Below are 13362 nucleotides of genomic sequence, written 5' to 3' on the forward strand. Positions count from 1 at the left end.
CATGCGCGACTGCTACGCGAACGCGATCGGTTGGCGCGGGTGGCGCATACGGTCGCTCGCACCATCGCCGAACTCGAAGCGCAGGAAGTATCATCCGACATGGTCGAAATCAACAGGCCGGAAAACCTTTTCGAAGGTCTGGACCCGAGCCGCTACGACGCCGAGGTTCTGGAACACTGGCCCGACCAGCAAACCGCGTGGGAGCGGTCGAAGCAGTGGGCCGATTCGTTGTCCGCCGAGGAAACCGAGCGGATGCAGCGGGAAACCACCGCCGCGATGGTCCGCATGGCTGAGTTCATGGCATCCGGCACACCGGTCGACGCACCTGCGGTACAGGCCGAGATCGACGCCGCCTATCGGCTCGTCGAAACAAACTGGAGCCCGAACGCCGACATCCTCCGGACACTGGCCCGGTCCTATCTCGACCCGGCCTACAGTGCGAACTTCGATCGGATCGCGGCGGGGCTCGCCCGGTACTACCACGACGCGATGCTGGTTTTCGCCGAGATGCGGCTCGGCTAGGTTCGCGCCGGCCGGCCTCGCCGACCTGCTGTTACCGGGCCGGGAGGTAGCTGTCGAGCAGGTCCGCCAGTTGGGTGGGGCGGGCCAGGGCGGCGTAGTGGCCTGCCGTGAGTTCGTCCGGGGTGATGGCCAGTCTGTCGGCTACCACGCGGCGCTGGAAATCGGCTGGGAACAAACGGTCTTCGGTGCACAGGACGAACTTCGTGGGGATGTCCGGCCAGTTCGGCAAGGGCCACGGTGTCGCACCGGCCGCGGTGGAGGGGTGGTTGCGTTCGCGGCGGCGCGCCTCGGCGGCTAGTTCGTGGGGTACGTCGTGGTAGTAGATCGCGTCGTCGTCGACGTACTCCGTACTGGATCGGTAACCGGTGGCATCCCACCACTCGTCCGGCCGCTCCCCCGGCTTCGGCACCATCCCCGCCACCAGGATCAGCAGATCTGCCGAGAGTCGGGCGGCCGCGAGCGGCGCGGTGAACGCCCCGAACGAATGACCGACCACCACCAGGTCCGTGCGATCGCCGACCGCCTCCACCACGACCTCGGTGTACCGATCCAACCCCGCCGCATCGTCGTCGGCCGGGAGATCGGGAGCGACGACATCGTGGCCGCGGCGTCGCAATTCCGCTGCCACCAGATGCCAACTCCAGCCGCCGTCCCCCGCCCCGTGCACCAGAACGAATGTGCTCACAGGTCCATCCTCTTCCGCCGCCTCGCCATCGCAGACTACCGGGAGCCCGGCATCATCGTCGCTCTCCACCCGGCCCGGGCCGCTCCCTCCCGCGCCCCCGGCGAAGCCACCGACCGGCCCGCACCGCCAGCCAGCCCAGCCCGATCAGCAGCAGCACCACCGCGATGAACGCCACGACCGGGACGGCCAACGCCAGAATGGTGAGCGCCAGCGAAGTGCCGTCCTCGGCGGTGGAGACGACCGGATTGCCCACCCCCGCTGTCGTTCCCGTGACGAACGGTCGCGCCGCCGTACGACCGGCGTGCACACTGCCCGCGGTGATCGCGCCGAGCACGGCGGCGACCGCGGGCGGCAGGTTCGAGGACAGGCTGGTCTCGGCGGCGAAGAGGATCGCCCCGGACGCCGGAGCCACGAGCACCCCGATACCGTGCACCACCGAATCGATCGCCGGAATCTTGTCGCCGATGAGATCGAGAACGAACACCACCGCGATCCCGATCAGCACGGGCGTCGAGGACAACCACCCGTACGAACTGCCCAGATCGATCCACCCCATCCGATCGGCGACACCCACCGCCAACAGGGGCAACTACGCGTTCAGCCCCGCCGCCCCCGACAGCCCGAACGCACCGAGCACCGCCGCGACGGCCGCTGTGATCTCCATGCCCACAAGTCTGCCGCCACCGACCGAAAGGGGCCGATATTTGCCCGGTGAGACACTGCGGGTGTCCCCGCCGGTTCCAGTCAGGCCCCGCTCACAGAGGAATGAACGGAGCTACGGGACATCCGATCGGCATCGGTTCGGCCGAGCGCACATGTCTCCGCCGTGAATTACTGTGGCCCCGTGGGTTTCAGTGAATACGCACCGGGTGATGTCGTGTGGTTTCCGGAAGGTCCGTTCAGTGGGATCTGCGGGGTGGTGCGGGAGGTGGACGCACGGAATGCCAAGCTGCGTATCGACTTCGGTGAGGGGATGGCGCGGCGTGAAGGCAATGTGCTGCGTGAGCGGCGGCATGGGCTGACCGTGAGCTTCGAAGAAGTCGAGTTGGCTTAGCGGTTCATCTACTGTTCGGCCCTGCGTGCCAGGGTGCGCATGACGACCTCCCCCAAAGGGGCGTCCCGATGTGGGGGCTGCGCCGCATCACGAACTGCTACACCCGCGCATCGAGCCGCGATCCCGCGATGACTGTCGGATCGGCCGTGGCCAGGGCCTCAGCGAGCGGCATGCCCGTGCGTTCGGCGAGGAGTATCCGTTCGCGTACCTCGCGGGGTGTGCGGGGGCGGTAGCCGGGGCCGGTGCCGCAGCAGCCGCCGTGGAAGGTGAGGCCGGAGTCGAGAACTGTTGTCAGGGTGCGCCAACCGGCCTTGTCCAGCTTTCCGGGTACCGCGAGGTGCGGACCCGCGTCGATGAGATCCGCCCGGCAGTGCGGGCACGGGACGGGGCCGTGCTTGGTCGGGTATTTGAAGGACACCCGGCAGCGCAGGCACACCAGATGTGTCCGGTTCGGGTAGATGCACATGTGGGCAGCGTAGATTCGCAGTGGCGTCGGGGCGAGTGAATTCCTGTTCCCACCGCTGATACCCGGACGCGTTCATCGTCAACCTACGCCTGGGGTGAGGTGCCCGAGGCGACCCGGTACCCGGAACCCTTCACCGACGGCGCACCGGTGAGCACGGGCCGGTCCGAGTGGATGCAGCGCCGCGCTTCGGGATCGATACCGCCCGCCGCAGCACCGACCCTCACAGACCGTTACCGATGGGAGTTGATTCCACAGTGATCTTGTCCGCAACCGGACACGAACCGGTCCGCCGGATCATGTCGCCGATCTTCCTGCTCGCGCTGTTGCTCAGCGCGTGTGGGCGGGTCGAGTCCGTCGAACCAGGGCAGCCGGGACCCGAACTGCGGCAGTTCTACGATCAGCAGCCGTCCTTCGCGAGCTGCGACGGGTACGCCACCACCGCGGCCGACGCGCAGGCTTTCGCCGTCGATCCCGAATTCCGCTGCGCCCGAGTGGAAGTTCCGCTGAACTACGACAACCCCGGCGGCCGCACCGCATCCATCGCGCTCCTGCGGGTTCCCGCGCGCGGCGAGCGGATCGGGTCCCTGCTGCTCAATCCCGGCGGTCCGGGTGGCGCTGGCATGAGCATGGCCGCCGTCGCCGCAGAGAACTGGGCGGACAGCCCGATAGCCGAGCGGTTCGACCTCATCGGGTTCGACCCCCGCGGCGTCGGGGCCTCGAAACCCGCCATCGACTGCTTCACCGATGCGGAGCTCGATGCCGGGACGGCGATCACCTCGGTGACGGTCGGCTCGGGAACGGTGACCGCGGCGGACAGTCGTCGACTGGTCGACCGGTGCGCCGAGCGGTCGGGGGGTATGGATGTCCTCGCTCATGTCGGCACCCGGGATGCGGTGCGCGACATGGACATACTGCGCGCGGTGCTCGGTGACGAGCGGCTGAGCTTCCTCGGCCAGAGCTATGGCACCCGGCTCGGTGCGGTCTACGCCGAAACGTTCCCTCACCATGTGCGCGCGATGGTGCTCGACGGAGCCATCGACCCGCATACGGGGACCGATGAACGCCGCATCACTCAGTGGACCGGCTTCCAGCGAGCCTTCGACAAGATGGCCGCCGCCTGCGCCACCCGACCGGACTGCCCACTGGGCACCGATCCCGGCGCGGCCACCCGGAACTTTCAGAATCTGTTACGGCCGTTGATCGATCGGCCGGTCCCCGTCACCGACCGCACGGAACTGGATTACAACGGCGCGTGGGGCGCGGTGGTCGCCGGGCTGTACAACTCGGCCGCCTGGCCCGCCATCGAGAAGGGGCTGACCGAGATAGCGGCCGGACGCGGCGACACCCTGAGCGCGATCGGCGAAATCTTCGCCGGACGCGGCCCGGACGGGCGCTACCCCAACTTCACCGAGGCCGTCTACGCGATCAACTGCATGGACGAACAACGCCACACCGCCGCCCAAGAGGTCGAGCTCAAACGCCGAATCCAAGAGGTGGCCCCCTTCCTCGACTCCGGGCGCGGTGCCGACGGCGCCCGGGACATGTGCGAATTCTGGCCCGCCCAACCAACTCTCGGCTTCCCCTACGCCACCGATATCGAGGGCCTCCCCCCAACCCTCACCATCTCGGTGACCGGCGATCCATCCACCCCCTACGAAGGCGGCGTCAGCCTCGCCGAAACACTCGGCGGCACACTGCTCACCGTCGACGGCGAGCAACACACCATCGCCCTCTCCGGTGCCAGTGACTGCGTGAACGATGCCGTCGCACAGTATCTGCTCGATCCACAGCGCCCGATCACCGAACGGCGCTGCACCCTGTGAGCAATGCCCGAACCGGCGGGACTACCGCCGCAATAGGGCAAGGAAGGCGGCCTCGATGACGAGGGTGGCGACGAGGCCACCGCCCCCGCTGGCGATGGCGTCGAAGATGGTGTGACCGGAGGCGTAGGTGTGCGCGGCGTGTCGGAGGGCACGCTCGCGATCCTGGAGCAGGGCTCGGCTGGACGCCGGGCAGTGCCCAGCGCGTCGTGGGCGGCGGCGAGCCACTGCTCATCGATCTGACGCCCGGTACCGAGGGCTGTGCCCTCACCATCACCGTCGCCCACATGGCTCGCGGTACGCGGGTTCCGACCGACACGACCCGCCTACCCGCCCTGCTGTCGACGGACCATTTCGGTGATCCAGGTGGGTGCGTACGGCGAGGTGCAGCCGGGCGGGGTGGGGTAATCCTCGAGGACCCCGAGGCGTTCGCCGATGTCGATGGCGCGGGGGCGGTGGGTGACGTGCACGATGCCGATCTGCGCCAAGCAGTGGTTCATCGCCCATTGCAGACGGTCCGGGGCGTCCTTCATCTCCGACTCGATGGTGTCGAGCAGGCCGGGGAGGTCGAGGCCGTCGGGTCGCTTCGCTACGCGTTCGGTGGTCAGCGCCCAGCCGGCGCTCGCCACCACCGGATCGGGGTCTGCCATCCAGGCCGTGCGGAGCTCCTCGGCGTGAGGGCTCTTCCGCACCACGTAGTTCACCAGCCAGTCGTGCGCCTTGGGGGTGCGCGCCGTACGCAGCATGCGGTCCAGTTCGCCACGATCGAACGCCTTCGGCCGACAGATCAGCGTTGCCAGCAGCTTCGCCGCCGTGTCGTCGGTCGCCCAGAGCTGTCGTGCCAGATCCGGCTGCGTTCTCAGCCGCTTCGCGACCGCGCGCAGTGCGGTCAGGTTCACGCCGTGATCGTCGCCGTGCTTCTCGTTCACCGCACGCACCCGGGGATCCTCGAGCGCGGCCAACTCGGCCATCACCTCGGTCACCGTCACCTCGGCCATCGCATCCTCCGCTCCACGGTCCAGAGCTCAGCCTGCCATGAATGTGACTCTCGCCATGACAGCGACCTGGCCGGATTCGGTCGGACGGTGCCGGGTATGTCGGCAGCAGTGAGCCCAAACGACTACGGGAGGTACTCATGTCCGACAAGGGAGAGAGCGCGCGTCAGGGTATCGAGGGCGTCGTCGAGGACGCCAAGGGTAAGGCCAAGGAGGTCGCGGGTGTGATCACCGGGGATGAGGATCTCAAGGGTGAGGGCCGCGCCCAGCAGGACAAGGCCGAGGCGCAGCGGGAGGTGGCAACCAAGGAGGCGGCCGCCGAGAAGGCTCGTGCCGAGGCCGAGGTCGCGAAGGCGCGTGAGTCCGGATATCAGGACAAGTAGTACGCGAACGGATACATCGCGGACCGGTGGGCGGCTCTAACGAGCCGCCCACCGGTCGCTTCGGCCGCTGTTCCGGGCCGTGTCCGAAGCCGCCGAATCCAGGCTCGACGGCGACCGGCCAGCACACCGGCCCGGCTATGGGCGTGGGTACGCCTGGAACAGCTGCCACATCCGGTTCTGGATCTCGGTGCGGCGGGCACCGGTCGGCCACGAATGGCTACCGCCGTTGTACACCCGCCACACCACCTGCGTGCCGGACGCGCAGTCCCAGCGCTTGGAATCCTTCACATCCGTACCACCGTCGGGCCGCTCGTTCTGACACGGTCGGTTCTCCCAGCTCCAGTACATGACATGGCTGTAGGCGATGGGCTCGGGCACCGTGGTGTCGTTGGCGGACGCGAAGACCGCCCAGGAGATCGCGCGGGCCGGGTCGCAGCCCGCCGGAGGGGGCGCGGGAGCGTATACAGCCCCGGAGGCGTAGAAGGTCGAATCCACGCATCCGACCCGGGATGCCATCTGCCCACCGTTGGAGTGGCCCAACAGGTGGATGCGTTTCGGGTTCACACACCACTGGGCACGCACGTTCGCAACCACACTACGGATATGGTTGAGGTCCACGGCGTTGTCACCGGCTTCCCAGCCCCACCCCGATCCCTCCGGTTTGCTACCGCGTGGATAGACGACAATGGATTTGGTCCGATCGGCGACCGCGTTCCAGCCCGATCCACCTTCCATGCTCTCGGGCGTGCCCCGGCCGCCGTGCAGTGCGACCACCAACGGCGCCCCACCGCTGGGGATTCCGGCCGGAACATGGACGCGGTAGTACCTGCCGCCGAAGTCGACCCGTTTGGTGGTCGGCGTCGTAGAGCACGCGACAGCCAGCCCCTCGGGGTCCTCGTACAGTTCTTCGTCGGCAGCGGCGGCACCCGCAGTGGAGACTATGAGTGAAAATGCCGCGCAGCACGCGCCGATCACGGCGGCCACACGCTGGGAAACAGGGATCGCCACAGAAACTCCTTGTGTGCGAACGAAATTGCGAAACGCACCCTACCCAGACCGCCGTGACCTTCGTGGTCGTTTCCGCGACGACGGTTGCCCGAAGAACTGCGGTCTTGCCGTGGCGGTGAGCGGTTCGGGGTCGGGTCCGAAGGCAGCGGAACCGGGTGTCGGCGGCTAGCATCTGAGCTTGGTGTGTCGCGCCGGAACAGCAAGTCGGGCCGGACGAATTCGGTGAAGTGGGGGCGTTGTGCGGCAGATTCTCGTGGCGGCGTTGATCGCGCTGATGGTGTCGATCTCGCTGACACCGGTGTTGATCAAGGTGTTCTCGCGGCGGCGCTGGGGGCAGGAGATCCGGATCGAGGGTCCGGCCAGTCATCAGCAGAAGCGGGGCACGCCGACCATGGGCGGAATCGCCATTCTGGTCGCGATGTGGACGGGATATCTGGGATCCCATCTGATCGGCATCGGTTATGGGGCCGAAGGTGTTTCGGCCTCGGCGCTGCTGGTGCTCGGATTGGCCACCGCCCTCGGCGTGGTGGGCTTCCTCGACGACTACATCAAGTTGCGGCAGCGGCGGAACCTGGGCTTGACGGCGACCGGGAAGTACATCGGGCAGCTCACCGCCGCGATCATCTTCGGGGTGCTGGTACTGCGATTTCCGAACAGCACCGGGTTGACGCCGGGCAGCCGGGCGCTGTCCTATGTGCGCGACACGTCGATCATCACCCTGGGCACCGTCTTCTTTCTGGTCTGGGTCTGTTTTCTCGTGGTGGCCTGGTCCAATGCCGTGAACTTCACCGACGGCCTGGACGGGTTGGCGGCGGGCGCGATGAGCTGGGCGCTGGGCGCGTACATGCTGATCACGTTCTGGCAGTACTCGAACGCGTGCACACCGCGCCCCAGCGCTGGCTGCTACCACGTGCGCGACCCGCTGGACCTGGCGCTGGTGTGCGCCGCCGGAGCCGCCGCCTGTATCGGGTTCCTGTGGTGGAATGCCGCCCCCGCCAAGATATTCATGGGCGATACCGGCTCCATGACACTGGGCGGCCTGCTCGCCGGACTCGCCGTCACCACCCGCACCGAACTGCTCATGGTCGTCGTCGGCGCGCTGTTCTTCGTGGAGATCCTGTCGGTGCTGCTACAGATCGTCGTGTTCAAGACGACCCGCCAGCGCCTGTTCAAGATGGCTCCGTTCCACCACCACTTCGAACTCGCCGGATGGGCCGAGACCACCGTCATCATCCGATTCTGGCTGCTGGGCGGCATATCCGCCGCCATCGGACTGATGCTCTTCTACGCCGAATACCTGACGGCGTGAACGGTCAGAAGCGCTGCCACGACGGCTTGTTCTCCACGGCGAACCGGTAGTAGTCCACGGCCTTCAGGTTGACGGCCGCGGCCGGGTCGACGATGACCGTGACGTGCGGGTGCATCTGGAGGATGGAGGCCGGGCAGAAGGCCGACACCGGACCCTCCACGGCGGCGGCCACGGCATCGGCCTTACCCTCGCCGGTCGCGATCATGACGAGATGGTCGGCGTCACTGATGGTTCCGAGCCCCTGGGTGAGCACATGGGTGGGCACCTGCGACAGGTCACCCTCGAAGAACCGGGCGTTGTCCTCGCGGGTCTTCGGCGTCAGCGTCTTCACGCGGGTACGTGAGCGCAGCGACGAGCCGGGCTCGTTGAAGCCCAGGTGCCCGTTCGCGCCGATACCGAGAATCTGCACCGAGACCGGTCCGCTCACCGCGATCATGCGCTCGTAATCGGCCGCGGCGGCCGGAATGTCGTCGGCGCGGCCGTCGGGGCTGTGCACGTCGGCGTCCGCGAAGTCCACCTGCGCGGTGAACTCGTCCCGAATGAACTGGGCGTAGGACTGCGGGTGCCCGGCGGGCAGCCCGATGTACTCGTCGAGCAGGAACGCCTGCACCCCGGCGAAACTCAGGCCCTCCTCCCGATGCTGGCGAATGAGCTCCTGATAGGCGCCCAGCGGCGAGGAGCCGGTGGCCAGACCGATGGCGCGCGCACCGCGCCGCACATGGTCGGCCATGATGCGGCCGGCGAGCACACCGGCTTCGGTCGCGTTGTCGGTGATCACGAGTTCCATGGCAGTCCGTCCTTGTACACGGTCACAGGGGTCAGTTGGCTATCGGTGACGAGCACATCGGCGCGCATGCCCGCGCGCAGCGCGCCGACGCGATCGTCGATGCCGAGCAGGCGGGCCGGGGTGGCGCAGGCCGCGGTGGCGGCGCTGGTGAGATCCACCCCGGCGTGGAAGACGGTGCGCCGCAGCACATCCGAGGCGCAGGCGGTGCCGCCCGCGATGGTGCCCGGCCCGTGCGGGTCGTAGAGCCGCGACACCCCGTCCGCCACGATCACGTCCAGGATGCCGAGGTGGTAGCGACCGTCCGGCATTCCGGCCGCCGCCATGGCGTCGGTGATGAGCGCGAGATTGTCCGCGCCGAGGGTGTCGAACACCATGCGCACGGTCCCGTCGGCCAGATGCACACCGTCGGCGATGAGTTCGGCCACCACGTCACCGCGCCCGGCCGCCGCCATCGCCGCCGTCAGGAAATTGGCGTCGCGGTGCGCCAGTGCGGGCATGGCGTTGAACAGATGAGTGATGGACACCCGTTCACCGCGGCGCATGGCCCGCACCGAGCGCTCGTAGTCGGCCACGGTGTGCCCGAGCGACAGCAGCACGCCCGCCTCGTTCAGCAGATCCGCGAGTTCGTCGAAACGCGCGGTCTCGGGGGCGACGGTGACCGAGACGATGCGCCCGTCGCCGTGCCGCAGCAGCCGCCGCAGCATGGCCGGGTCACCGGGCACGATGCGCGCCGGATCGTGTGCGCCACAGCGATGTTCGCTGATGAACGGCCCCTCCAGGTGAATGCCCGCGAGCAGTCCGGCATCGACGGCCTTGCCGAGCAGGTCGATCCGCTCCAGCAGTTCGTCCTGGGTCGCCGAGACCAGGGAGGCGACCAGCGTCGTCGTGCCGCGGCCGCGGTGGAAGCCGACGGCGCTCACGATGCCGTCGAAATCCGTTTCCGGGAAACCGAATCCGCCGCCGCCGTGGCAGTGCACATCGATGAGCCCCGGCAGCACGATCGGCGGCTCACCCGCGAGTGTGGGCAGCTCACCGTCGAATTCGGCCGCCGGGCCGACGAAGTCGAGGAGCGGACCGTCGAACGACACCACGCCGTCGGCGAGTTCGCCCGCCTCCGTGAGGGTGACGACCCGCCCGCGCAGTGTCGTCCTCAACCCGCCCGCCCCCGGCTCATCGGTCCCCTCCCCGCAACACCGACCGCGCAGCCCGCGCGGCCTCCTCGGCGGTGGCGGCGGCCAGCACCGCCGAGGCCGCCTGCTCGCATTGCTCGCGGGTGACCGCCGCCAGCGCGGCCCGCACCCCGGCCAGCGACCGAGGCGCCATCGACAGCGTCTCCACCCCCAGACCCACCAGCACGCAGGCGAATTCGGGATGGGACGCGGCCTCGCCGCAGACGCCGACCGCCACCTCGTGCCGTCGTGCGCCCGCCACCACGGCCGCGATCGTCTCCGCCAGCGCGGGTTGCCACGGATTGTGCAGCTCCGCCAGGGCCGAGGACATGCGATCGGCCCCGAACAGATACTGCGACAGGTCGTTGGTGCCGATGGAGAAGAAGTCCACCTCCGCGCCGAGCCGATCGGCGCGCAGCGCCGCGGCCGGAACCTCCACCATGATGCCGCGGCTGGTCACGCCCAGTTCCCGGGCGCGAGCGGCGAAGGCCCGCGCCTCCTCCACGGTGGCCACCATGGGGGCCATCACCTTCACGGGGGTCCCGGTGGCGGCGCGGGCGGCCTCGATGGCGGTGAGCTGGTCGTCCAATGTCCCCTCATCGACACTGGCCAACCGGATACCGCGCACGCCGAGAGCCGGATTCTCCTCCTCGGACAGCTTCAGAAACGGCAGCGGCTTGTCCGATCCGGCGTCCAGGGTGCGCACGGTGACCGGACGCTCCCCCAGGATCTCGAAGATCTCCCGGTACCGGGCCGTCTGCTCGTCGATGGTCGGTGCGGAATGCCGTCCCAGGAACAGGAATTCGGTGCGGAAGAGTCCGACACCCTCGGCGCCGAGTTCCACCGCGAGCCGGGCGTCGGCCGCGCTGCCCACATTCGCCAACAGCGGTACCGCGTACCCGTCGGCCGTTCGCCCCGGTCCGGTCGGCGCGTCCTGCTGTCGCGCCCGAGCCGCCAGCACCTCCGTGCGCCGCCCCGGTGCGGGCGCGATCTCCACCGTGCCCGCCGTCCCGTCGACCACCACCTCGGTGCCCTCGGCGATCTCGACCGCGCCCGGACAGGCGACCACGGCCGGAATACCCAGCGCCTTGGCCAGAATCGCGGTGTGCGAAGTCGGTCCACCGGCCACCGTGAGCAGCCCGACCACCGTGTTCGGATCGAGTGTCGCGGTATCGGCGGGCGCGAGGTCGCGCGCCGCGAGAATGAACGGCACCGCGCTGTCCGGGATGCCGGGCGGGTCGACGCCGAGCAGTTCGGCGACGACGCGTTGCCCCACATCGCGCAGGTCGGCGGCGCGCTCGGCCATCATGCCGCCGAGCGCGGTCAGCTGCTCGGCGAAGTGGTCGACCGCCTCGGTCACCGCATGCGCGGTGGGGCCGCCCGCTCGGATCCCGGCACGCACCTGATCCAGCAGCGCCGGATCGGCGGCCAGCGCCGCCGTCATGGTCAAGATGTCGGCCGCCGTACCCCGAGCGGTCTCCGCCTGGGCGGCGTAGCGCGCGGCGACGGTGTCGAAAGCGGCCTCCACCCGCGCGATTTCGGCATCGACGTCCGCGCCGGGGGCATCGGTGGCGCTGGTGGTCGGCGCGGACGCCAACCACAGCACCGGCCCGACGGCCACCCCCGGTGCGGCCGCGACACCGCGAATCTCACGCGTCAAGATCGGTCTCCAGCAGCTCGACGAGCGCGTCCAGACTCGTCTCGGCTCCATCCTCGGCGCTCAGGACGACGGTGTCACCCTGTTTCACGCCCAGGGTCATGACCTGGAGCATGGAGGCCGCGGCCACCGGGGCCTTGCCGTCCACCGAGATCATCACCGGCACCGCGGATTCCGCGGCGGCCTTGACGAAAAGAGCGGCCGGACGGGCGTGTAAGCCGGACTTCGACGCAACGACGGCGGTGCGGTTGATCATTGGGCGGTGTTCTCCTTCTCGATGTCTGCCTCGTCGGGTTCACGTCCGGGGGTCGGCAGGTTCCAGCGCCGGATGATGAAGCTGAAGGTGACGTAGTACAGCACCGCGTAGCCGAGACCGATCGGAATCAACAGCAGCGGATGAGTCGCCTTGCCGAAGTTGAGCAGGTAGTCGATGGCTCCCGCCGAGAAGGTGAAGCCGTCGTGGATACCGAGCGCATTGGTCAGTGCCAGCGCCGAACCGGTGAACAGCGCGTGGATGAGCAGCAGCGGCCACGCCACGAAGATGAAGGCGAACTCCAGCGGTTCGGTGATCCCGGTGACGAAGGCGGTCAGACCGGTCGAGAGCATGATGCCGCCGACCAGCTTGCGGTTCTCGGGCTTGGCATTGCGCCAGATGGCCAGCGCGGCGGCGGGCAGACCGAACATCATGATCGGGAAGAAGCCGGTCATGAAGGTGCCCGCGGTCGGGTCACCGGCCAGGAAGCGCGGGATGTCGCCGTGTGCGCCGTCGTAGTCGCCGATCACGAACCACACCACCGAGTTCAGGATGTGGTGCAGGCCCAGCGGGATCAGCAGCCGGTTGGCGAAGCCGAAGATGCCGCCACCGGCGACGTCGTTGTCCGCGACCGCCTCGCCGAGCCAGGTCAGGCCCGCGTTGAACGCCGGGTAGATGAAGGACATGGCCACGCCGATGAGCACGGCGGCACAGGCGGTGAGGATCGGCACCAGTCGGCGGCCGGAGAAGAAGCCCAGGTAGTCGGGCAGTTGGGTGCGGTGGTAGCGCTGCCACAGCACGGCGGCGGTGATGCCCATGACGATGCCGCCGAGGACACCGAAGTTCACCAGTGCCTGATCCCCGTCGGCAGTGGTCTTACCCTCCAGCACGACCGGAGACATGGCCTTCTCCACACCCTGGAAGGCCAGATAGCCGACAACGCCCGCGAGCGCGGTCGAGCCGTCGGCCTTCTTGGCCCAGCCGATGGCGATACCGACCGCGAACAGCAGCGGGAGATTGTCGAGCAGCGCGCCGCCCGCCCCCGCGAGGACGGCGGCCACCGATTCCAGTGGTGAGAAGCGGCCGAGCATATCGTCTTGGCCGAGCCGCAGCAGCAGACCCGCCGCGGGAAGGGTGGCGATCGGCAGCATCAAGCTCCGACCCAGTTTCTGCAGGCCGGATAGATCCAGCTTCTTACGCTCGCTTGCGGCGACGTCGGCCATAGCGGGGTCCTTCAGTCCGTGAATCGAGTCA

General features: G+C 68.5%; 15 protein-coding genes and 1 pseudogene. 5 read left to right on the plus strand and 11 right to left on the minus strand.

The window, feature by feature from the left end; all coding sequences use genetic code 11:
• Positions 1-39 precede the first annotated feature (39 nt).
• Positions 40-522, plus strand: coding sequence for a TipAS antibiotic-recognition domain-containing protein (locus ON31_RS17215; RefSeq protein ID WP_051037388.1), 483 nt, complete (start codon positions 40-42; stop codon positions 520-522).
• Positions 523-553: 31 nt separating this feature from the next.
• On the opposite strand, the gene ON31_RS17220 is transcribed toward ON31_RS17215, so the two are convergent.
• Positions 554-1207, minus strand: a complete 654-nt coding sequence (locus tag ON31_RS17220; protein ID WP_039815092.1) for an alpha/beta fold hydrolase — start codon at positions 1205-1207, stop codon at positions 554-556.
• Positions 1208-1259: 52 nt separating this feature from the next.
• Positions 1260-1871 (minus strand): annotated as a pseudogene (locus tag ON31_RS17225) (DUF4126 domain-containing protein).
• Positions 1872-2051: 180 nt separating this feature from the next.
• On the opposite strand from ON31_RS17225, the gene ON31_RS17230 reads away from it, so the two are divergent.
• Positions 2052-2261, plus strand: coding sequence for a hypothetical protein (locus tag ON31_RS17230; protein WP_039815094.1), 210 nt, complete (start codon positions 2052-2054; stop codon positions 2259-2261).
• Positions 2262-2358: 97 nt separating this feature from the next.
• Here the strand turns inward: ON31_RS17230 and ON31_RS17235 are convergent, their stop codons facing one another.
• Complete coding sequence (locus ON31_RS17235; protein WP_051037389.1) at positions 2359-2727, minus strand: hypothetical protein; 369 nt, start codon at positions 2725-2727, stop codon at positions 2359-2361.
• Between the two features lie 254 nt (positions 2728-2981).
• Between ON31_RS17235 and ON31_RS17240 the strand changes: the two genes are divergently transcribed.
• Positions 2982-4550, plus strand: a complete 1569-nt coding sequence (locus tag ON31_RS17240; protein WP_255222143.1) for an alpha/beta hydrolase — start codon at positions 2982-2984, stop codon at positions 4548-4550.
• 21 nt (positions 4551-4571) lie between these two features.
• On the opposite strand, the gene ON31_RS17245 is transcribed toward ON31_RS17240, so the two are convergent.
• The gene (locus ON31_RS17245; RefSeq protein ID WP_039814881.1) at positions 4572-4775 is read right to left on the minus strand and encodes a hypothetical protein; all 204 of its coding nucleotides are present in this window, start codon (positions 4773-4775) and stop codon (positions 4572-4574) included.
• Positions 4776-4873: 98 nt separating this feature from the next.
• Positions 4874-5545 (minus strand): DNA alkylation repair protein, encoded by a 672-nt coding sequence (locus ON31_RS17250; RefSeq protein ID WP_039814883.1) that lies wholly within the window; start codon positions 5543-5545, stop codon positions 4874-4876.
• Positions 5546-5682: 137 nt separating this feature from the next.
• On the opposite strand from ON31_RS17250, the gene mbp1 reads away from it, so the two are divergent.
• Positions 5683-5925 carry a microaggregate-binding protein 1 gene (gene mbp1, locus ON31_RS17255; RefSeq protein ID WP_039814884.1) on the plus strand — a complete coding sequence of 81 codons (243 nt, stop codon included), beginning with the start codon at positions 5683-5685 and terminating at the stop codon, positions 5923-5925.
• Positions 5926-6060: 135 nt separating this feature from the next.
• Here the strand turns inward: mbp1 and ON31_RS17260 are convergent, their stop codons facing one another.
• A complete protein-coding gene (locus ON31_RS17260; RefSeq protein WP_081592518.1) occupies positions 6061-6933 on the minus strand; it encodes a CE1 family esterase in 873 nt (290 codons plus the stop codon).
• Between the two features lie 238 nt (positions 6934-7171).
• Between ON31_RS17260 and mraY the strand changes: the two genes are divergently transcribed.
• Positions 7172-8242, plus strand: a complete 1071-nt coding sequence (gene mraY / locus ON31_RS17265; protein WP_039814887.1) for a phospho-N-acetylmuramoyl-pentapeptide-transferase — start codon at positions 7172-7174, stop codon at positions 8240-8242.
• Positions 8243-8246: 4 nt separating this feature from the next.
• On the opposite strand, the gene nagB is transcribed toward mraY, so the two are convergent.
• The 5 genes from nagB to ON31_RS17290 are packed head-to-tail and all read right to left on the minus strand — an operon-like array spanning position 8247 to position 13331.
• On the minus strand, positions 8247-9029 hold the full coding sequence (nagB, locus tag ON31_RS17270; protein ID WP_039814889.1) for a glucosamine-6-phosphate deaminase: 783 nt from the start codon (positions 9027-9029) through the stop codon (positions 8247-8249).
• Positions 9017-10183 (minus strand): N-acetylglucosamine-6-phosphate deacetylase, encoded by a 1167-nt coding sequence (locus tag ON31_RS17275; RefSeq protein WP_039814891.1) that lies wholly within the window; start codon positions 10181-10183, stop codon positions 9017-9019. Before ON31_RS17275 ends, nagB begins: the two co-directional genes overlap by 13 nt.
• Before the next feature lie 16 nt (positions 10184-10199).
• Positions 10200-11858, minus strand: a complete 1659-nt coding sequence (gene ptsP / locus ON31_RS17280; protein WP_255222144.1) for a phosphoenolpyruvate--protein phosphotransferase — start codon at positions 11856-11858, stop codon at positions 10200-10202.
• On the minus strand, positions 11848-12111 hold the full coding sequence (locus tag ON31_RS17285) for an HPr family phosphocarrier protein (RefSeq protein ID WP_039814892.1): 264 nt from the start codon (positions 12109-12111) through the stop codon (positions 11848-11850). Before ON31_RS17285 ends, ptsP begins: the two co-directional genes overlap by 11 nt.
• Positions 12108-13331 (minus strand): PTS transporter subunit EIIC, encoded by a 1224-nt coding sequence (locus tag ON31_RS17290; RefSeq protein WP_051037392.1) that lies wholly within the window; start codon positions 13329-13331, stop codon positions 12108-12110. Before ON31_RS17290 ends, ON31_RS17285 begins: the two co-directional genes overlap by 4 nt.
• Positions 13332-13362: the final 31 nt, after the last annotated feature.

This window comes from Nocardia otitidiscaviarum NBRC 14405, from assembly GCF_000308635.1.
Classification (GTDB): Bacteria; Actinomycetota; Actinomycetes; order Mycobacteriales; family Mycobacteriaceae; genus Nocardia; species Nocardia otitidiscaviarum.

What these genes read in the sequence shown, in the direction of transcription:
- ON31_RS17285 (WP_039814892.1), bottom strand. Translation starts at nt 12,111, where the DNA reads ATGATCAACCGCACCGCCGTCGTTGCGTCGAAGTCCGGCTTACACGCC.
- ON31_RS17250 (WP_039814883.1), bottom strand. Translation starts at nt 5,545, where the DNA reads ATGGCCGAGGTGACGGTGACCGAGGTGATGGCCGAGTTGGCCGCGCTC.
- nagB (WP_039814889.1), bottom strand. Translation starts at nt 9,029, where the DNA reads ATGGAACTCGTGATCACCGACAACGCGACCGAAGCCGGTGTGCTCGCC.
- ON31_RS17290 (WP_051037392.1), bottom strand. Translation starts at nt 13,331, where the DNA reads ATGGCCGACGTCGCCGCAAGCGAGCGTAAGAAGCTGGATCTATCCGGC.
- mbp1 (WP_039814884.1), top strand. Translation starts at nt 5,683, where the DNA reads ATGTCCGACAAGGGAGAGAGCGCGCGTCAGGGTATCGAGGGCGTCGTC.
- ON31_RS17235 (WP_051037389.1), bottom strand. Translation starts at nt 2,727, where the DNA reads ATGTGCATCTACCCGAACCGGACACATCTGGTGTGCCTGCGCTGCCGG.